13 protein-coding genes, 3 rRNA genes and 1 riboswitch are annotated in these 19,634 nt (G+C 55.0%); of the genes, 13 read left to right on the forward strand and 3 right to left on the reverse strand.

Going from position 1 to position 19,634, the window contains the following annotated elements:
- Positions 1–17: 17 nt before the first annotated feature.
- Positions 18–129, reverse strand: a riboswitch (TPP riboswitch).
- Positions 130–183: 54 nt separating this feature from the next.
- Entirely contained in the window at positions 184–681 is a 498-nt protein-coding gene (locus AC4IC4_RS01040; RefSeq protein WP_023334107.1) for an Rsd/AlgQ family anti-sigma factor, read from the reverse strand.
- 95 nt (positions 682–776) lie between these two features.
- Between AC4IC4_RS01040 and nudC the strand changes: the two genes are divergently transcribed.
- The 6 genes from nudC to AC4IC4_RS01070 all read left to right on the forward strand — a co-directional run bounded on the left by nudC (position 777) and on the right by AC4IC4_RS01070 (position 5,129).
- Positions 777–1,550, forward strand: coding sequence for an NAD(+) diphosphatase (gene nudC / locus AC4IC4_RS01045; RefSeq protein ID WP_061716170.1), 774 nt, complete (start codon positions 777–779; stop codon positions 1,548–1,550).
- 38 nt (positions 1,551–1,588) lie between these two features.
- Complete coding sequence (hemE, locus tag AC4IC4_RS01050; RefSeq protein ID WP_491472009.1) at positions 1,589–2,653, forward strand: uroporphyrinogen decarboxylase; 1,065 nt, start codon at positions 1,589–1,591, stop codon at positions 2,651–2,653.
- Positions 2,654–2,662: 9 nt separating this feature from the next.
- Positions 2,663–3,334 (forward strand): deoxyribonuclease V, encoded by a 672-nt coding sequence (gene nfi / locus AC4IC4_RS01055; protein ID WP_491472010.1) that lies wholly within the window; start codon positions 2,663–2,665, stop codon positions 3,332–3,334.
- A 41-nt stretch (positions 3,335–3,375) separates the two neighbouring features.
- Positions 3,376–3,966: a YjaG family protein gene (locus AC4IC4_RS01060; RefSeq protein ID WP_008503468.1), complete on the forward strand. Its 591-nt coding sequence runs from the start codon at positions 3,376–3,378 to the stop codon at positions 3,964–3,966.
- 186 nt (positions 3,967–4,152) lie between these two features.
- Positions 4,153–4,425 (forward strand): nucleoid-associated protein HU-alpha, encoded by a 273-nt coding sequence (gene hupA, locus AC4IC4_RS01065; protein WP_002445246.1) that lies wholly within the window; start codon positions 4,153–4,155, stop codon positions 4,423–4,425.
- Between the two features lie 11 nt (positions 4,426–4,436).
- On the forward strand, positions 4,437–5,129 hold the full coding sequence (locus AC4IC4_RS01070) for a DUF1481 domain-containing protein (protein WP_024908250.1): 693 nt from the start codon (positions 4,437–4,439) through the stop codon (positions 5,127–5,129).
- A gap of 91 nt (positions 5,130–5,220) precedes the next feature.
- Here AC4IC4_RS01070 and purD read toward each other — a convergent pair whose 3' ends face one another.
- The gene (gene purD / locus AC4IC4_RS01075) at positions 5,221–6,513 is read right to left on the reverse strand and encodes a phosphoribosylamine--glycine ligase (protein WP_248166164.1); all 1,293 of its coding nucleotides are present in this window, start codon (positions 6,511–6,513) and stop codon (positions 5,221–5,223) included.
- A 15-nt stretch (positions 6,514–6,528) separates the two neighbouring features.
- Positions 6,529–8,118 carry a bifunctional phosphoribosylaminoimidazolecarboxamide formyltransferase/IMP cyclohydrolase gene (purH, locus tag AC4IC4_RS01080; protein ID WP_491472011.1) on the reverse strand — a complete coding sequence of 530 codons (1,590 nt, stop codon included), beginning with the start codon at positions 8,116–8,118 and terminating at the stop codon, positions 6,529–6,531.
- A gap of 560 nt (positions 8,119–8,678) precedes the next feature.
- On the opposite strand from purH, the gene AC4IC4_RS01085 reads away from it, so the two are divergent.
- From AC4IC4_RS01085 to aceK, 7 genes are all read left to right on the forward strand, one after another.
- Positions 8,679–10,218: ribosomal RNA gene (locus AC4IC4_RS01085) — 16S ribosomal RNA — on the forward strand.
- Positions 10,219–10,417: 199 nt separating this feature from the next.
- Positions 10,418–13,323: ribosomal RNA gene (locus AC4IC4_RS01090) — 23S ribosomal RNA — on the forward strand.
- 70 nt (positions 13,324–13,393) lie between these two features.
- Positions 13,394–13,509 (forward strand): 5S ribosomal RNA (rrf, locus tag AC4IC4_RS01095).
- The 16S, 23S and 5S rRNA genes sit together here, the layout of an rRNA operon.
- Positions 13,510–13,683: 174 nt before the next feature.
- Positions 13,684–14,613: a homoserine O-acetyltransferase MetA gene (gene metA, locus AC4IC4_RS01100; RefSeq protein WP_008503405.1), complete on the forward strand. Its 930-nt coding sequence runs from the start codon at positions 13,684–13,686 to the stop codon at positions 14,611–14,613.
- Positions 14,614–14,883: 270 nt separating this feature from the next.
- Positions 14,884–16,485, forward strand: a complete 1,602-nt coding sequence (gene aceB, locus AC4IC4_RS01105; RefSeq protein WP_473701794.1) for a malate synthase A — start codon at positions 14,884–14,886, stop codon at positions 16,483–16,485.
- 31 nt (positions 16,486–16,516) lie between these two features.
- On the forward strand, positions 16,517–17,821 hold the full coding sequence (gene aceA, locus AC4IC4_RS01110; protein WP_023334117.1) for an isocitrate lyase: 1,305 nt from the start codon (positions 16,517–16,519) through the stop codon (positions 17,819–17,821).
- A gap of 48 nt (positions 17,822–17,869) precedes the next feature.
- A complete protein-coding gene (aceK, locus tag AC4IC4_RS01115) occupies positions 17,870–19,621 on the forward strand; it encodes a bifunctional isocitrate dehydrogenase kinase/phosphatase (protein WP_491472012.1) in 1,752 nt (583 codons plus the stop codon).
- Positions 19,622–19,634: the final 13 nt, after the last annotated feature.

Consider the following 19,634-nt stretch of genomic DNA (forward strand, 5'->3'; position numbering starts at 1 on the left):
CCGGGGGGCGATACAACAGCAGTGTGACTCTTGTTCCCTTCGCAGGTATTAACCTGATCAGGTTCCGCGGATCCCGAATTAACGGTCTCAGCCCGCGCTTTCAGGCGCTGGGCACTCCGACAAGAAAAATCCCCCTCGTGAGAGGGGCGAATGGTTGTAAATTACTCGTTAACGGTGAAGAACTCAAGCAGGGCGCGCGACGTTCTCTTCGTTACTGATGTTCAAATCATTGTCCAGTACAAGGGCGATCAGCTTATCTTCCAGCGTGAATCGCTCTTCCAGCGCTTCACCGAGGTCGGATAGCGCCCGCTGAAACTCAAGATAGTTATCGTGATCGATGGCGTTCTCGAGCGCGGAATCATAGTAATCCATGATCTGCTGGGTGTTGGCTTCCAGCAGCGGATAGAGCTTGCTGGCTGCTAAATACGGTGTTGTCCCTTCCATTTCGCGGATAATGCGTTCATAAATATTGAAATGGCCGTCGGACAGATAGTCGACCAGGCCCTGACAAAAATCATCCAGCGCTTTTTCATTCAGTCGCATAAACGATTCTTTGCCAGGCTTAATGCCGACCAGATTGTAATAAGCCACGAGTAGATGCTTGCGCACATGTAGCCAGCGATCCACCAGTTTGTTACTTCCTCTAACGCGCTCAGTCAGGCTTTCCAGCTGGTTTAACATGGTCGACTCCGCAAAATGTAGGATTGAATCTGCTTATCCAGAATGTAACCACAATGCTAACAACATGTCAGTGAAGCGAAGGTAGTGCAATAGATATGGATCGTATTATTGAAAAATCAGATCTTGGTTGGTGGATCGTCAGTCACGAACAAAAATTATGGCTTCCTGCCGGGGAAATCCCCTATGGCGCAGCTGAGGCGTTCGATCTTGCTGGCCAGCCAGCGCTACAGATCGGCGAGTGGCAGGGTGAGCCCGTGTGGTTGATCCAACAGCCCCGCCGCCAGGATATGGGATCTGTGCGCCAGGTGCTGGATCTGGACGTGGGGCTGTTCCAGCTGGCGGGGCGCGGCGTGCAGCTGGCGGAGTTTTACCGCTCGCATAAATACTGCGGCTATTGCGGCCATACCATGCGTCCGAGCAAAACCGAATGGGCGATGCTCTGCAACCACTGCCGCGAACGCTACTATCCGCAGATTGCGCCGTGCATTATCGTCGCTATCCGCCGGGAGGATTCCATCCTGCTGGCGCAGCATACCCGTCATCGCAACGGCGTTCATACCGTGCTGGCCGGCTTCGTCGAAGTGGGCGAAACGCTGGAGCAGGCGGTGGCGCGCGAGGTGATGGAGGAGAGCGGGATCAAAGTGAAGAACCTGCGCTACGTCACCTCCCAGCCGTGGCCGTTCCCGCAGTCGCTGATGACGGCCTTTATGGCCGAATATGACAGCGGCGAGATCGTTATCGATCAGAAAGAGCTGCTGGATGCGAACTGGTATCGCTACGACGATTTACCGCTGTTACCTCCGCCGGGCACCGTGGCGCGTCGGCTGATAGAAGATACCGTGGCGATGTGTCGGGCCGAGTATGAGTAGTGTTACACTGAGGCCATGACGCTTAAGGAACTGCAAAAATGACCGAACTGAAGAACGATCGTTATCTGCGTGCGCTGCTGCGCCAGCCCGTTGATGTCACCCCGGTGTGGATGATGCGCCAGGCGGGACGCTATCTGCCAGAGTACAAAGCCACGCGCGCGCAGGCGGGCGATTTTATGTCGCTGTGCAAAAACGCCGAGCTGGCCTGTGAAGTGACGCTCCAGCCGCTGCGCCGCTTCCCGCTGGATGCTGCGATCCTCTTCTCGGATATTCTGACCATTCCGGATGCCATGGGCCTTGGCCTGTACTTCGAAACCGGTGAAGGCCCGCGTTTCACCTCTCCGATCAAAAGCAAAGCCGACGTGGACAAGCTGCCGATCCCCGATCCGGAAGGCGAGCTGGACTACGTGATGAACGCCGTACGCACCATTCGCCGCGAGCTGAAAGGTGAAGTGCCGCTTATTGGCTTCTCCGGCAGCCCGTGGACGCTGGCAACCTATATGGTGGAAGGGGGCAGCAGCAAAGCCTTCACCCTGATTAAAAAGATGATGTACGCCGAGCCGCTGGCCCTGCATGCGCTGCTCGACAAGCTGGCGAAGAGCGTCACCCTCTATCTGAACGCGCAGATTAAAGCCGGTGCGCAGTCGGTGATGATTTTCGATACCTGGGGCGGCGTGCTGACCGGGCGCGATTATCAGCAGTTCTCCCTGTATTACATGCACAAAATCGTAGACGTCCTGCTGCGTGAAAACGAAGGTCGCCGCGTGCCGGTGACGCTGTTCACTAAAGGTGGCGGTCAGTGGCTGGAAGCGATGGCGGCCACCGGCTGCGATGCGCTGGGGCTCGACTGGACCACCGATATTGCTGATGCGCGTCGTCGCGTGGGCGACAAAGTGGCGCTGCAGGGCAATATGGACCCGTCCATGCTCTATGCGCCGCCAGCCCGCATTGAAGAAGAAGTGTCGACTATACTGTCTGGTTTCGGCCAGGGGGAAGGCCACGTCTTTAACCTCGGCCACGGTATTCATCAGGATGTACCGCCAGAGCACGCAGGCGTATTTGTGGAGGCGGTGCATCGGCTTTCTGCCCAGTATCACAAGTAAGGAGTCGTTATGGATCTCGCGTCACTATGCGCTCAGCAAATCGAACTGGCCTCATCGGTGATCCGCGAGGATCGTCTGGATAAGGATCCTCCGCAGTACATTGGCGGAGCAGACGTCGGGTTCGAGCAGGGTGGGGAAGTGACGCGAGCGGCGATGGTGGTACTGAAATACCCTTCGCTTGAACTGGTGGAGTACAAGGTCGCGCGTATCGCGACCACCATGCCGTATATCCCGGGCTTTCTCTCCTTCCGCGAATATCCCGCGCTGCTGGCAGCGTGGGAGCAGCTCTCGCAAAAACCTGATCTGCTGTTTGTCGATGGGCATGGGATCTCACACCCGCGCCGTTTAGGCGTTGCCAGCCACTTTGGGCTGCTGGTGGATGTGCCGACCATTGGCGTTGCCAAGAAACGCCTGTGCGGTGCGTTTGAGCCACTCTCCGCCGAGCCGGGCGCGCTGGCACCGCTTATCCATAAAGGCGAGCAGCTGGCGTGGGTCTGGCGCAGCAAGGCTCGCTGTAATCCGCTGTTCATCGCCACCGGCCATCGGGTGAGCATGGACAGCGCTCTGGCGTGGGTACAGCGCTGCATGAACGGCTACCGCTTGCCGGAGCCGACGCGCTGGGCTGACGCGGTGGCCTCTTCGCGTCCGGCTTTTGTTCGTTGGCAGGAAATTCAGCGGTGATTCAGGTAAACTGCGCCTAATTTTCGATTCGAGAGATCATCATGCTACAAAACCCGATTCACCTGCGCCTTGAAAAGCTGGAAAGCTGGCAGCACGTCACCTTTATGGCTTGCCTGTGCGAGCGCATGTATCCCAACTATGCCGCGTTCTGTAAGCAGACGGGCTTTGGTGATGGCCATATCTACCGCCGCATTCTGGATCTGATCTGGGAAACGCTGACGGTGAAAGACGCGAAGGTGAATTTCGACTCTCAGCTCGAAAAGCTCGAAGAGGCGATTCCGGTGGCGGATGATTTTGATCTGTACGGCGTCTACCCGGCAATTGATGCCTGCGTGGCGTTAAGCGAACTGCTTCACTCCCGTCTGAGCGGTGAGACGCTGGAGCACGCTATTGAAGTCAGTAAGGCATCTATTACGACCGTGGCGATGCTGGAAATGACCCAGGAAGGTCGCGAAATGACCGATGAAGAACTGCGTGCAAACCCGGCCGTTGAGCAAGAATGGGACATTCAGTGGGAAATTTTCCGCCTGCTGGCAGAGTGTGAAGAACGCGATATTGAACTGATAAAAGGGCTGCGCGCGGACTTACGTGAGGCCGGTGAGAGTAATATTGGTATAATTTTTAACCAATGAGATAAGAAAACTTGAGATAACGCCCGTTTTGTCGCTCCTCGACTCTTCCCTTTCGCCCCTTGTCTGGTCTACATTTGGGGGGCGAAAAAAAGTGGCTATCGGTGCGTGTATGCAGGAGAGTGCTTTTTTGGCATTTTCGTCGCACTCGATGCTTAGCAAGCGATAAACACATTGAAAGGATAACTTATGAACAAGACTCAACTGATTGATGTAATTGCGGACAAGGCTGATCTGTCTAAAGTGCAGGCTAAAGCTGCTCTGGAATCTACCCTGGCTGCTATTACTGAGTCTCTGAAAGAAGGCGATGCTGTACAACTGGTTGGTTTCGGTACCTTCAAAGTGAACCACCGCGCTGAGCGTACTGGCCGCAACCCGCAGACCGGTAAAGAAATCAAAATCGCCGCAGCGAACGTGCCGGCATTTGTTTCTGGTAAAGCACTGAAAGACGCAGTTAAGTAAGACGCGTGGCAGTGAACAGTTTTAGCGAAGGGGCGGCAACGCCCCTTTTGTCTTTCTGGCGCGGAACGCTCGCGCTGGCAGGCATGCTGCTGCTGTCCGCCTGCAGCCACGACACCTCCCTGCCGCCGTTTACCGCCAGCGGCTACGCGGACAACCAGGGTGCAGTCAGGATCTGGCGCAAAGATTCCGGCGGCGAAGTGCATCTGCTTTCTGCCTTTAGCCCGTGGCATAACGGCAATACGTCGACGGCGGAATATCGCTGGCAGGGAGATGACCTGTCGCTGATTGAACTGAACGTCTACAGCAAGACCCCCGAACACGTGAAAGTGCGTTTTGACGACCATGGCGAGCTGAGCTTTATGCAGCGCGAAGTCAGCGGTCAAAAACAGCAGCTTTCCAGCGATCAAATCGCCCTCTACCGTTATCGTGCCGAACAAATTCGCCAGACCAGCGATGCGCTTCGTCTGGGACGCGTTGTGCTGCGCCAGGGGCGCTGGCATAACGATGGAACGGTAACCACCTGCGAAGGGCAAACGGTCAAGCCTGAGCTTGAATCCTGGGCGACCGAACACATTCAACGCCGTCAGCGTCATTCATCAATGGAAGTGAGTGTGGCGTGGCTGGAAGCGCCGGAAGGCTCTCAGCTGCTGCTGGTGGCGAACGAAGACTTCTGTACCTGGCAGCCGACGGAGAAGAGTTTTTGAGTTCTGTGGATTAAGCCGGATGGCGCTAACGCTTATCCGGCCTACGAACGATCCCCTCTCCCTTGAGGGAGAGGGTGAGGGCGAGGAGGAATTACTCCCCCTGCTCGCGCGCAATCGCGCGATAGCCGATATCCTGACGGCTAAAGCTACCGTTCCAGTGAATATCCGCCATCAGCGCATAGGCGCGCTTCTGCGCTTCTGCCACGGTATGGCCCAGCGCGGTCGCACACAGCACGCGTCCGCCGTTGGTGAGGACGCGATCGTCTTCAGCCAGCTTCGTACCGGCATGGAACACCTTCGCACCGTCAATCTCTTCCAGCGGCAGACCGTGGATCTCATCCCCGGTGTTGTAATTACCCGGATAACCACCCGCAGCAATCACCACACCCAGAGATGCACGCTCGTCCCACTCTGACGTTTTCTCGTCCAGCTTGCCTTCGCAGGCTGCCAGACACAGATCCACCAGATCGGATTTCATGCGCAGCATGATGGGCTGAGTTTCCGGATCGCCAAAGCGGCAGTTGAATTCGATAACCTTAGGGTTACCCTGCTTGTCGATCATCAGGCCCGCGTAGAGGAAACCGGTGTAGGTGTTACCTTCCGCCGCCATCCCTTTCACGGTTGGCCAGATGACGCGATCCATGGTGCGTTGATGAACTTCGTCAGTCACGACCGGAGCAGGGGAGTAGGCGCCCATTCCGCCGGTATTCGGGCCGGTATCGGCATTGCCCACACGCTTGTGGTCCTGGCTGGTGGCCATCGGCAGAACGTGCTCGCCGTCGACCATCACGATAAAGCTGGCTTCTTCACCGTCGAGGAACTCTTCAATCACGATGCGGTGGCCCGCATCGCCAAAGGCGTTACCTGCCAGCATGTCCTGAACCGCGGCTTCGGCTTCTTCGAGCGTCATCGCGACGATCACGCCTTTACCGGCGGCCAGACCGTCGGCCTTGATAACAATCGGCGCGCCCTTCTCACGTAAGTAGGCCAGAGCAGGCTCCACTTCAGTGAAATTCTGATATTCCGCCGTCGGGATGTTATGACGCGCGAGGAAATCTTTGGTGAAGGCTTTGGAGCCTTCCAGCTGCGCGGCCCCTTGCGTTGGTCCGAAGATTGTCAGGCCCGCCGCGCGGAACGCGTCAACGACGCCAATCACCAGCGGCGCTTCCGGGCCGACGATGGTCAGATCGATTTTCTCGCTCTGGGCAAAGCTCAGCAGCGCCGGAATGTCGGTCACGCCGATAGCCACGTTCTGCAGCGCGGGTTCCAGTGCGGTACCGGCGTTGCCCGGTGCCACGAAGACCGTTTTCACCAGCGGAGACTGCGCCGCTTTCCACGCCAGCGCGTGCTCGCGTCCGCCGTTACCAATTACTAATACTTTCATTTTCAGCTCCGGGAATTAATGGCGGAAGTGGCGCATGTCGGTGAAGATCATCGCAATGCCGTGTTCGTCGGCGGCGGCAATCACTTCGTCGTCGCGGATTGAGCCGCCAGGCTGGATCACGCAGGTGATGCCGACAGCAGCTGCCGCATCGATACCGTCACGGAACGGGAAGAACGCGTCAGAAGCCATGGCGGAGCCTTTCACTTCCAGACCTTCATCGCCTGCTTTAATGCCCGCGATTTTCGCGGAGTAGACGCGGCTCATCTGGCCAGCACCTATTCCGATGGTCATATTCTCTTTCGCGTAGACGATGGCGTTGGATTTGACGAACTTCGCCACTTTCCAGCAGAACAGCGCGTCACGCAGTTCCTGTTCGGTCGGCTGACGTTTGGTCACCACGCGCAGGTCGGCTTCTGTCACCATACCCAGATCGCGATCCTGAACCAGCAGACCGCCGTTTACGCGTTTGAAGTCCAGGCCCGGCACGCGTTCTGCCCACTGGCCGCAAACCAGTACGCGTACGTTCTGTTTTGCCGCGGTAATTTTGAGCGCCTCTTCGGAGGCGGATGGCGCGATGATCACTTCAACGAACTGGCGGGAGATGATGGCCTGAGCCGTTTCAGCATCCAGCTCGCGGTTGAAGGCGATAATGCCGCCGAACGCGGAGGTTGGGTCGGTTTTGTACGCGCGATCGTAGGCATCCAGAATAGAGGAGCTCACGGCAACGCCGCATGGGTTCGCGTGCTTGACGATAACGCAGGCCGGCTCGCTGAACTCTTTCACGCATTCCAGCGCGGCGTCGGTGTCGGCAATGTTGTTATAGGAGAGGGCTTTGCCCTGAACCTGCTGAGCGGTCGCAACAGAGGCTTCTTTTACCTCTTCTTCTATATAGAAGGCTGCCTGCTGGTGGCTGTTCTCACCGTAACGCATATCCTGCTTCTTAATGAAGTTCAGGTTCAGGGTGCGCGGGAAGCGGCCGGAAGGATCTTTGCTTTCACCGTGGTAAGCCGGTACCAGGCTACCGAAGTAGTTGGCGATCATGCTGTCGTACGCGGCGGTGTGTTCGAAGGCTTTGATGGCGAGGTCGAAACGCGTTTCCAGGGTCAGCGACCCTTCGTTGGCATCCATCTCATTAATAATGGTTTCGTAATCGCTGCTCTTTACGACGATGGCCACATCTTTATGGTTCTTGGCCGCGGAGCGCACCATGGTCGGGCCGCCGATATCAATATTCTCTACGGCATCTTCCAGAGAGCAGCCTTCGCGGGCAACGGTCTGGGCAAACGGGTAGAGGTTAACAACCACCATGTCGATTGGTGCGATGTCATGCTGTTCCATAATGGCGTCGTCCTGACCGCGACGGCCAAGAATACCGCCGTGGACTTTTGGATGCAGGGTTTTGACGCGTCCATCCATCATTTCCGGGAAACCGGTGTAATCGGACACTTCGGTTACCGGCAGACCTTTATCTGCTAACAGGCGAGCGGTACCGCCTGTGGAAAGCAGCTCCACACCGCGTGCGGAAAGTGCCTGAGCGAATTCGACGATACCGGCTTTATCAGAAACACTGAGCAGAGCGCGGCGGACTGGACGACGTTGTTGCATGGTAAATCCCCTGGATTTCACGATTACAGAGAGCGTTAGATGAATTTTCCTGTGAAAAACTCATCTAACACACCTGACGAGGCATCCTTGTTAAGCGCGAGCATTTTAACGAAAACGTTTGCGCAACGCTCGCACATTTTCACTTTTTCGTATCATTGTGGATAAGTCTGTGTGTAAAAAGGTATAAGGCGGGGTTTTGCTGTGGAATGCAGCAGTCAGTCATTTTTCTGTCATTTAGCGGTTGCGGCCTGCGGAGAACTCCCTATAATGCGCCTCCATCGACACGGCGGATGTGAATCACTTCACAAACAACCCGGTCGGCTGAAGAGAAAAAATCCTGAAATAACGGGTTGACTCTGAAAGAGGAAAGCGTAATATACGCCACCTCGCAACGGTGAGCGAAAGCCGCGTTGCACTGCTCTTTAACAATTTATCAGACAATCTGTGTGGGCACTCAAAGTGACATGGATTCTTAATGTCTTCGGACAATAAATGAATACCAAGTCTCTGAGTGAACATACGTAATTCATTACGAAGTTTAATTCACGAGCATCAAACTTAAATTGAAGAGTTTGATCATGGCTCAGATTGAACGCTGGCGGCAGGCCTAACACATGCAAGTCGAGCGGTAACACAGGGAGCTTGCTCCTGGGTGACGAGCGGCGGACGGGTGAGTAATGTCTGGGAAACTGCCTGATGGAGGGGGATAACTACTGGAAACGGTAGCTAATACCGCATAACGTCGCAAGACCAAAGAGGGGGACCTTCGGGCCTCTTGCCATCAGATGTGCCCAGATGGGATTAGCTAGTAGGTGGGGTAACGGCTCACCTAGGCGACGATCCCTAGCTGGTCTGAGAGGATGACCAGCCACACTGGAACTGAGACACGGTCCAGACTCCTACGGGAGGCAGCAGTGGGGAATATTGCACAATGGGCGCAAGCCTGATGCAGCCATGCCGCGTGTATGAAGAAGGCCTTCGGGTTGTAAAGTACTTTCAGCGGGGAGGAAGGTGCTGAGGTTAATAACCTCAGCAATTGACGTTACCCGCAGAAGAAGCACCGGCTAACTCCGTGCCAGCAGCCGCGGTAATACGGAGGGTGCAAGCGTTAATCGGAATTACTGGGCGTAAAGCGCACGCAGGCGGTCTGTCAAGTCGGATGTGAAATCCCCGGGCTCAACCTGGGAACTGCATTCGAAACTGGCAGGCTAGAGTCTTGTAGAGGGGGGTAGAATTCCAGGTGTAGCGGTGAAATGCGTAGAGATCTGGAGGAATACCGGTGGCGAAGGCGGCCCCCTGGACAAAGACTGACGCTCAGGTGCGAAAGCGTGGGGAGCAAACAGGATTAGATACCCTGGTAGTCCACGCCGTAAACGATGTCGACTTGGAGGTTGTGCCCTTGAGGCGTGGCTTCCGGAGCTAACGCGTTAAGTCGACCGCCTGGGGAGTACGGCCGCAAGGTTAAAACTCAAATGAATTGACGGGGGCCCGCACAAGCGGTGGAGCATGTGGTTTAATTCGATGCAACGCGAAGAACCTTACCTACTCTTGACATCCAGAGAACTTTCCAGAGATGGATTGGTGCCTTCGGGAACTCTGAGACAGGTGCTGCATGGCTGTCGTCAGCTCGTGTTGTGAAATGTTGGGTTAAGTCCCGCAACGAGCGCAACCCTTATCCTTTGTTGCCAGCGGTTAGGCCGGGAACTCAAAGGAGACTGCCAGTGATAAACTGGAGGAAGGTGGGGATGACGTCAAGTCATCATGGCCCTTACGAGTAGGGCTACACACGTGCTACAATGGCGCATACAAAGAGAAGCGACCTCGCGAGAGCAAGCGGACCTCATAAAGTGCGTCGTAGTCCGGATTGGAGTCTGCAACTCGACTCCATGAAGTCGGAATCGCTAGTAATCGTAGATCAGAATGCTACGGTGAATACGTTCCCGGGCCTTGTACACACCGCCCGTCACACCATGGGAGTGGGTTGCAAAAGAAGTAGGTAGCTTAACCTTCGGGAGGGCGCTTACCACTTTGTGATTCATGACTGGGGTGAAGTCGTAACAAGGTAACCGTAGGGGAACCTGCGGTTGGATCACCTCCTTACCTTAAAGAACCTGCCTTTGCAGTGCTCACACAGATTGTCTGATGAATGATGAACTTCTGAATGTACTTTTGAGTGCATTAAGAAGTTTTGCTCTTTAAAAATCTGGATCAAGCTGAAAATTGAAACGACACATCTTAAATGGTGTGTTCGAGTCTCTCAAATTTTCGCAATCAGAAGTGAAACATCTTCGGGTTGTGAGGTTAAGCGACTAAGCGTACACGGTGGATGCCCTGGCAGTCAGAGGCGATGAAGGACGTGCTAATCTGCGAAAAGCGCCGGCGAGGTGATATGAACCTTTGACCCGGCGATGTCCGAATGGGGAAACCCAGTGTGATTCGTCACACTATCGTTAACTGAATACATAGGTTAACGAGGCGAACCGGGGGAACTGAAACATCTAAGTACCCCGAGGAAAAGAAATCAACCGAGATTCCCCCAGTAGCGGCGAGCGAACGGGGAGCAGCCCAGAGTCTGAATCAGCTTGTGTGTTAGTGGAAGCGTCTGGAAAGTCGCAGGGTACAGGGTGATACTCCCGTACACGAAAACACACAGGCTGTGAACTCGAAGAGTAGGGCGGGACACGTGGTATCCTGTCTGAATATGGGGGGACCATCCTCCAAGGCTAAATACTCCTGACTGACCGATAGTGAACCAGTACCGTGAGGGAAAGGCGAAAAGAACCCCGGCGAGGGGAGTGAAAAAGAACCTGAAACCGTGTACGTACAAGCAGTGGGAGCACCTTCGTGGTGTGACTGCGTACCTTTTGTATAATGGGTCAGCGACTTATATTCTGTAGCAAGGTTAACCGTATAGGGGAGCCGAAGGGAAACCGAGTCTTAACTGGGCGTTAAGTTGCAGGGTATAGACCCGAAACCCGGTGATCTAGCCATGGGCAGGTTGAAGGTTGGGTAACACTAACTGGAGGACCGAACCGACTAATGTTGAAAAATTAGCGGATGACTTGTGGCTGGGGGTGAAAGGCCAATCAAACCGGGAGATAGCTGGTTCTCCCCGAAAGCTATTTAGGTAGCGCCTCGTGAACTCATCTTCGGGGGTAGAGCACTGTTTCGGCTAGGGGGCCATCCCGGCTTACCAACCCGATGCAAACTACGAATACCGAAGAATGTTATCACGGGAGACACACGGCGGGTGCTAACGTCCGTCGTGAAGAGGGAAACAACCCAGACCGCCAGCTAAGGTCCCAAAGTCATGGTTAAGTGGGAAACGATGTGGGAAGGCACAGACAGCCAGGATGTTGGCTTAGAAGCAGCCATCATTTAAAGAAAGCGTAATAGCTCACTGGTCGAGTCGGCCTGCGCGGAAGATGTAACGGGGCTAAACCATGCACCGAAGCTGCGGCAGCGACACTTAGGTGTTGTTGGGTAGGGGAGCGTTCTGTAAGCCGTTGAAGGTGTGCTGTGAGGCATGCTGGAGGTATCAGAAGTGCGAATGCTGACATAAGTAACGATAAAGCGGGTGAAAAGCCCGCTCGCCGGAAGACCAAGGGTTCCTGTCCAACGTTAATCGGGGCAGGGTGAGTCGACCCCTAAGGCGAGGCCGAAAGGCGTAGTCGATGGGAAACAGGTTAATATTCCTGTACTTGGTGTTACTGCGAAGGGGGGACGGAGAAGGCTATGTTAGCCGGGCGACGGTTGTCCCGGTTTAAGCATGTAGGCGGAACGATTAGGTAAATCCGGTCGTTTTTTAACGCTGAGGTGTGATGACGAGGCACTACGGTGCTGAAGTAACAAATGCCCTGCTTCCAGGAAAAGCCTCTAAGCATCAGGTAACATCAAATCGTACCCCAAACCGACACAGGTGGTCAGGTAGAGAATACCAAGGCGCTTGAGAGAACTCGGGTGAAGGAACTAGGCAAAATGGTGCCGTAACTTCGGGAGAAGGCACGCTGATATGTAGGTGAAGCCCCTGCGGGTGGAGCTGAAATCAGTCGAAGATACCAGCTGGCTGCAACTGTTTATTAAAAACACAGCACTGTGCAAACACGAAAGTGGACGTATACGGTGTGACGCCTGCCCGGTGCCGGAAGGTTAATTGATGGGGTTAGCGGCAACGCGAAGCTCTTGATCGAAGCCCCGGTAAACGGCGGCCGTAACTATAACGGTCCTAAGGTAGCGAAATTCCTTGTCGGGTAAGTTCCGACCTGCACGAATGGCGTAATGATGGCCAGGCTGTCTCCACCCGAGACTCAGTGAAATTGAACTCGCTGTGAAGATGCAGTGTACCCGCGGCAAGACGGAAAGACCCCGTGAACCTTTACTATAGCTTGACACTGAACACTGGTCCTTGATGTGTAGGATAGGTGGGAGGCTTTGAAGCGTGGACGCCAGTCTGCGTGGAGCCGTCCTTGAAATACCACCCTTTAATGGCTGGTGTTCTAACGTAGACCCGTAATCCGGGTTGCGGACAGTGTCTGGTGGGTAGTTTGACTGGGGCGGTCTCCTCCCAAAGAGTAACGGAGGAGCACGAAGGTTAGCTAATCCTGGTCGGACATCAGGAGGTTAGTGCAATGGCATAAGCTAGCTTGACTGCGAGAGTGACGGCTCGAGCAGGTGCGAAAGCAGGTCATAGTGATCCGGTGGTTCTGAATGGAAGGGCCATCGCTCAACGGATAAAAGGTACTCCGGGGATAACAGGCTGATACCGCCCAAGAGTTCATATCGACGGCGGTGTTTGGCACCTCGATGTCGGCTCATCACATCCTGGGGCTGAAGTAGGTCCCAAGGGTATGGCTGTTCGCCATTTAAAGTGGTACGCGAGCTGGGTTTAGAACGTCGTGAGACAGTTCGGTCCCTATCTGCCGTGGGCGCTGGAGAATTGAGGGGGGCTGCTCCTAGTACGAGAGGACCGGAGTGGACGCATCACTGGTGTTCGGGTTGTCATGCCAATGGCACTGCCCGGTAGCTAAATGCGGAAAAGATAAGTGCTGAAAGCATCTAAGCACGAAACTTGCCCCGAGATGAGTTCTCCCTGAGACTTTAAGTCTCCTGAAGGAACGTTGAAGACGACGACGTTGATAGGTCGGGTGTGTAAGCGCAGCGATGCGTTGAGCTAACCGATACTAATGAACCGTGAGGCTTAACCTTACAACGCCGAAGCTGTTTCGGCGAAGAGACAGACACGATTTTCAGCCTGATACAGATTAAACAGAATTTGCCTGGCGGCTTTAGCGCGGTGGTCCCACCTGACCCCATGCCGAACTCAGAAGTGAAACGCCGTAGCGCCGATGGTAGTGTGGGGTCTCCCCATGTGAGAGTAGGGAACTGCCAGGCATCAATTAAGAAGAACCCCGTACCGAAAGGTGCGGGGTTTTTTGCTTTTGTCTTTCCTCCTCCTTGAAACTTTCTCACCTTCTGCTTGCAGACTCGACATTCAAACCATTTCTGGGTATCGTTAGCTATCTGGATGTCTAAACGTTTATACGTATGCTGTGAGGATACAAAGCTATGCCGATTCGGGTGCAGGACGAGCTACCAGCCGTCAATTTCTTGCGTGAAGAAAATGTCTTTGTGATGACGACTTCACGTGCGACAGGTCAGGAAATTCGCCCGCTGAAGGTGCTTATTCTCAATCTGATGCCGAAAAAGATCGAAACAGAAAACCAGTTCCTGCGTCTTCTATCGAACTCCCCGCTGCAGGTCGATATTCAGCTGCTGCGAATCGACGCCCGTGAGTCACGTAACACGCCTTCTGAGCATCTGAACAACTTCTACTGCAACTTCGATGACATTCAGGGTGAAAACTTCGACGGACTGATTGTGACCGGCGCCCCGCTGGGTCTGGTTGAATTTAACGATGTCGCCTACTGGCCGCAGATCAAACAGGTCCTGGAGTGGGCAAAAGATCACGTCACGTCCACATTGTTTGTCTGTTGGGCGGTACAAGCCGCACTGAATATTCTCTATGGCATCCCCAAGCAAACCCGCACTGAAAAGCTCTCCGGCGTATACGAACACCATATTCTCCATCCACATGCGTTGCTGACGCGCGGGTTTGATGATTCTTTCCTGGCCCCGCATTCTCGCTACGCTGACTTCCCGGCCCAGCTGATTCGTGATTACACCGATCTGGAGATCCTGGCAGAAACGGAAGATGGGGACGCTTACCTGTTTGCCAGCAAAGATAAGCGCATTGCCTTTGTGACCGGGCATCCTGAGTACGATCCGCATACCCTTGCGTCAGAGTATTTCCGTGATGTCGAAGCGGGTCTCAATCCGGATGTCCCGTACAATTATTTCCCGAAAGACGATCCGCAAAACAAACCGAGAGCAACCTGGCGTAGCCACGGGAATTTGCTTTTCACTAACTGGCTCAACTATTACGTCTATCAGATAACGCCATACGATCTGCGTCACATGAATCCAACGCTGGAGTAATCGTCTGCACTAAACGATCCTAAAGCGTTTCAGCTATTCAAATCAGGCACCTTCGGGTGCCTTTTTTATTTCCGAAATACCCCTCATCATTCAACCAAACTTTAATCTCAATAAAATCAATTAATTAATTGCAATTAACAATTAAAATGGAAATTGTTTTTGATTTTGGAAAAAATAGAGATAGTCTTAATTCTGCTGAGCGAAAACTACCCAACGATCTTTCGTTCGCATCGGGAGCGTGATTTTGGATCTTTGATGAGGAGCAGAGTAATGACTCAACAGGCAACGACGGTCGATGAACTGGCCTTTACCCAGCCGTATGGCGAGCAAGAACAGCAAGTTTTGACGGCGGAAGCGGTAGAATTTCTGACTGAACTGGTGACTCGCTTTACGCCGCAGCGTAATAAGCTGCTGGCGGCACGTATTCATCAGCAGCAGGAAATTGACGATGGCAAGTTGCCTGGATTTATTTCGGAAACCGCTTCCATTCGTCGTGGCGAGTGGAAAATCCGCGGCATCCCTGAAGATTTACAGGATCGTCGCGTTGAGATCACCGGTCCGGTAGAGCGCAAAATGGTGATCAACGCCATGAACGCCAACGTTAAAGTCTTTATGGCCGATTTTGAAGACTCACTGGCGCCTGACTGGAACAAAGTTATCGACGGGCAGATCAACCTGCGCGACGCCGTGAACGGCACCATCAGCTATACCAACGAAGCCGGCAAAATTTACCAGCTCAAACCGAACCCGGCGGTGCTGATCTGCCGCGTACGCGGGCTGCACCTGCCTGAAAAACATGTCACCTGGCGTGGGGAAGCCATTCCGGGCAGCCTGTTTGATTTCGCACTCTATTTCTTCCACAACTACAAGAACCTGCTGGCAAAAGGCAGCGGCCCCTATTTCTATCTGCCAAAAACGCAGGCCTGGCAGGAAGCGGCCTGGTGGAGCGAGGTGTTCAGCTATGCGGAAGATCGTTTCAACCTGCCGCGGGGCACCATCAAGGCCACGCTGCTGATTGAAACGCTGCCCGCCGTGTTCCAGATGAATGAAATTCTGCACGCCCTGAGAGACCACATTGTCGGCCTGAACTGCGGACGCTGGGACTATATTTTCAGCTACATCAAAACCCTGAAAAACTATCCCGATCGCGTGCTGCCGGATCGCCAGGTCGTGACCATGGATAAACCGTTCCTGAGCGCCTACTCGCGTCTGCTGATCAAAACCTGCCACAAGCGCGGTGCCTTTGCGATGGGCGGCATGGCGGCATTTATCCCGAGCAAAGACGCTGAGCGCAACAATCAGGTGCTCAACAAGGTGAAAGCCGACAAAGAGCTTGAAGCCCGTAACGGTCACGATGGCACTTGGATCGCGCATCCGGGTCTGGCCGATACGGCGATGGACGTCTTCAACCGCGTGCTTGGCGACAATAAAAACCAGCTGTTTGTCACCCGTGAAGACGATGCCCCAACGGCTGAAGAACAGCTGCTGGCTCCGTGTGCGGGCGAGCGGACGGAAGAGGGCATGCGGGCCAATATTCGCGTCGCCGTGCAATACATCGAAGCGTGGATCTCCGGCAATGGCTGCGTGCCGATCTACGGCCTGATGGAAGATGCCGCGACGGCGGAGATCTCACGTACTTCCATCTGGCAGTGGATCCACCATCAAAAAACGCTCAGCAACGGCAAGCCGGTGACCAAATCTCTGTTCCGCCAGATGCTGGCCGAAGAGATGCGGGTGATCCAGGACGAGCTGGGCGAACACCGCTTCAGCAGCGGGCGTTTTGACGACGCTGCGCGCCTGATGGAGCAAATCACCACATCAGATGACTTAATCGACTTCCTGACCCTGCCGGGCTACCGCTTCCTGGCGTAACTCACCACATAACAATATGGAGCATCTGCACATGAAAACCCGTACCCAACAAATCGAAGAGTTAAAGAAAGAGTGGACACAACCTCGCTGGGAAGGCATCCGCCGTCCTTACAGCGCGGAGGAAGTGGTGAAATTACGCGGCTCGGTCAATCCGGAATGCACGCTGGCGCAAAATGGCGCGGCGAAAATGTGGAAGCTGCTGCACGGTGGCTCTAAAAAAGGCTACATCAACAGCCTCGGTGCGCTGACCGGCGGTCAGGCGCTGCAGCAGGCGAAGGCCGGTATTGAGGCGATTTACCTCTCCGGCTGGCAGGTCGCGGCGGACGCCAACCTGGCCTCCAGCATGTACCCGGATCAGTCGCTCTATCCGGCTAACTCCGTGCCGTCGGTGGTGGATCGGATCAACAATACCTTCCGTCGAGCGGATCAGATCCAGTGGGCGGCGGGCATTGAACCTAACGATCCGCGCTTTATTGACTATTTCCTGCCGATCGTTGCAGATGCGGAAGCGGGCTTCGGCGGCGTGCTGAATGCCTTCGAGCTGATGAAATCGATGATTGAGGCCGGTGCAGCGGCCGTTCACTTCGAAGACCAGCTGGCGTCAGTGAAGAAGTGCGGACATATGGGCGGTAAGGTGCTGGTTCCCACACAGGAAGCGGTTCAGAAGCTGGTTGCCGCGCGTCTGGCTGCTGACGTGCTCGGCGTGCCGACGCTGGTCATTGCCCGTACCGATGCCGACGCGGCTGACCTGATCACCTCTGACTGCGACCCGTACGACAGCGAATTCATCACCGGCGAGCGTACCAGCGAAGGCTTCTACCGCACCCATGCCGGCATTGAGCAGGCGATCAGCCGCGGCCTGGCGTACGCGCCGTACGCGGACCTGGTCTGGTGTGAAACCTCCACGCCGGATCTGGCGCTGGCAAAACGCTTTGCCGACGCCATCCACGCGAAATACCCGGGCAAGCTGCTGGCCTACAACTGCTCGCCGTCCTTCAACTGGCAGAAAAAGCTGGATGACAAAACTATCGCCAGCTTCCAGCAGCAGCTGTCCGACATGGGCTACAAATACCAGTTCATTACTCTGGCAGGCATCCACAGCATGTGGTTTAACATGTTCGACCTGGCGCACGCCTACGCGCAGGGTGAGGGCATGAAGCACTACGTTGAGAAGGTGCAGCAGCCGGAGTTTGCCGCGGGTAAAGACGGCTACACCTTCGTGTCTCACCAGCAGGAGGTGGGAACTGGCTACTTTGATAATGTGACCACGATTATTCAGGGCGGCACCTCCTCCGTCACCGCCTTAACGGGTTCAACGGAAGAAGCACAGTTCTAATCTTTTCCCCCTCTCCCCTCTGGGGAGAGGGTTGGGTAAGGGGAATATATGTCGCGTGGCCTGGAATTACTGATTGCCCAAACTATTTTGCAGGGTTTTGATGCCCAGTATGGTCGTTTTCTTGAAGTGACATCCGGCGCGCAGCAGCGCTTTGAACATGCAGACTGGCATGCGGTTCAGCAGGCCATGAAGCAGCGTATCCATCTCTATGATCACCACGTGGGTCTGGTGGTGGAGCAGCTGCGCTGTATTACCGACGGTAAAAGTCCCGACGCGGAATTTTTACTGCGCGTCAAAGAGCATTACACCCATTTGTTACCCGACTACCCTCGCTTCGAGATTGCGGAGAGCTTTTTCAACTCCGTCTATTGCCGGTTATTTGACCACCGCTCATTATCTCCTGAGCGGTTATTTATCTTCAGCTCCCAGCCCGAACGGCGCTTTCGAACCATTCCGCGCCCGCTGGCGAAAGATTTCTTTCCCGATCGCGGATGGGAAAAGCTCCTGCACCGCGTGCTAACGGATTTGCCGCTGCGCCTGCCCTGGGAGAATAAAACCCGGGATATCGGCTATATTCACACCCATCTCAACGAAACCTTCGGCGCGGAGGTGCTCAGCCACAGCCATTTACAGGTGGCCAACGAGCTTTTCTACCGCAATAAAGCCGCCTGGCTGGTGGGCAAACTGGTTACGCCGACCGCCATTGTGCCGTTTCTGCTGCCCATTCACCGTACCGACGAAGGGGAACTGTTTGTCGATACCTGCCTGACCACCGGCGCCGAGGCCAGCATCGTGTTTGGCTTCGCCCGCTCTTATTTCATGGTGTACGCCCCGCTGCCTGCCGCGCTGGTGGAGTGGCTGCGCGAGATCCTGCCGGGCAAAACCACCGCCGAGCTATATATGGCGATTGGCTGCCAGAAGCACGCCAAGACGGAAAGCTACCGGGAATACCTGCGTTATGTCACCACCGCTGATGAGCAGTTTATCGAAGCGCCAGGCATTCGCGGTATGGTGATGCTGGTCTTTACGCTGCCGGGCTTCGACCGGGTCTTTAAGGTGATTAAGGACAGATTCGCCCCGCAGAAAGAGATGACCGCCGCGCACGTTCGCGCCTGCTATCAGCTGGTCAAAGAGCACGATCGCGTCGGGCGCATGGCGGATACCCAGGAATTCGAAAACTTTGTGCTGGATAAACAGCAGATCGACCCGGCGCTCATGGCGCTATTGATGCAGGAAGCGCCTGCGAAAATCACCGATCTGGGTGACAAAATCGTGATTAGTCATCTCTACATTGAGCGCCGCATGGTGCCGCTGAATATCTGGCTGGAGCAGTCTGACGGTCAGGCTTTAAGAGATGCGATTGAAGAATACGGCAACGCGATTCGCCAGCTCGCCGCCGCCAATATTTTCCCGGGGGACATGCTGTTTAAAAACTTCGGCGTCACCCGTCACGGGCGGGTGGTGTTCTACGATTACGACGAAATTTGCTACATGACCGAAGTGAATTTCCGCGATATCCCACCGCCCCGCTACCCGGAAGATGAGCTTTCCGGTGAGCCGTGGTACAGCGTCTCGCCGGGCGATGTGTTTCCCGAAGAGTTTCGCCACTGGCTGTGTGCCGACCCGCGTATCGGGCCGCTATTCGAAGAGATGCATGCCGATCTGTTTCGCGCCAGCTACTGGCGCGGACTGCAAACGCGGATCAAAAATGGGCACGTGGAAGATGTGTATGCATACCGCCGCAAGCAGCGGTTTTGCATCCGCTTTTCTCCCTCTCCCTGTGGGAGAGGGCCGGGGTGAGGGCATCAGGCCG

The organism is Enterobacter sp. Taxon_2 (assembly GCF_058355295.1).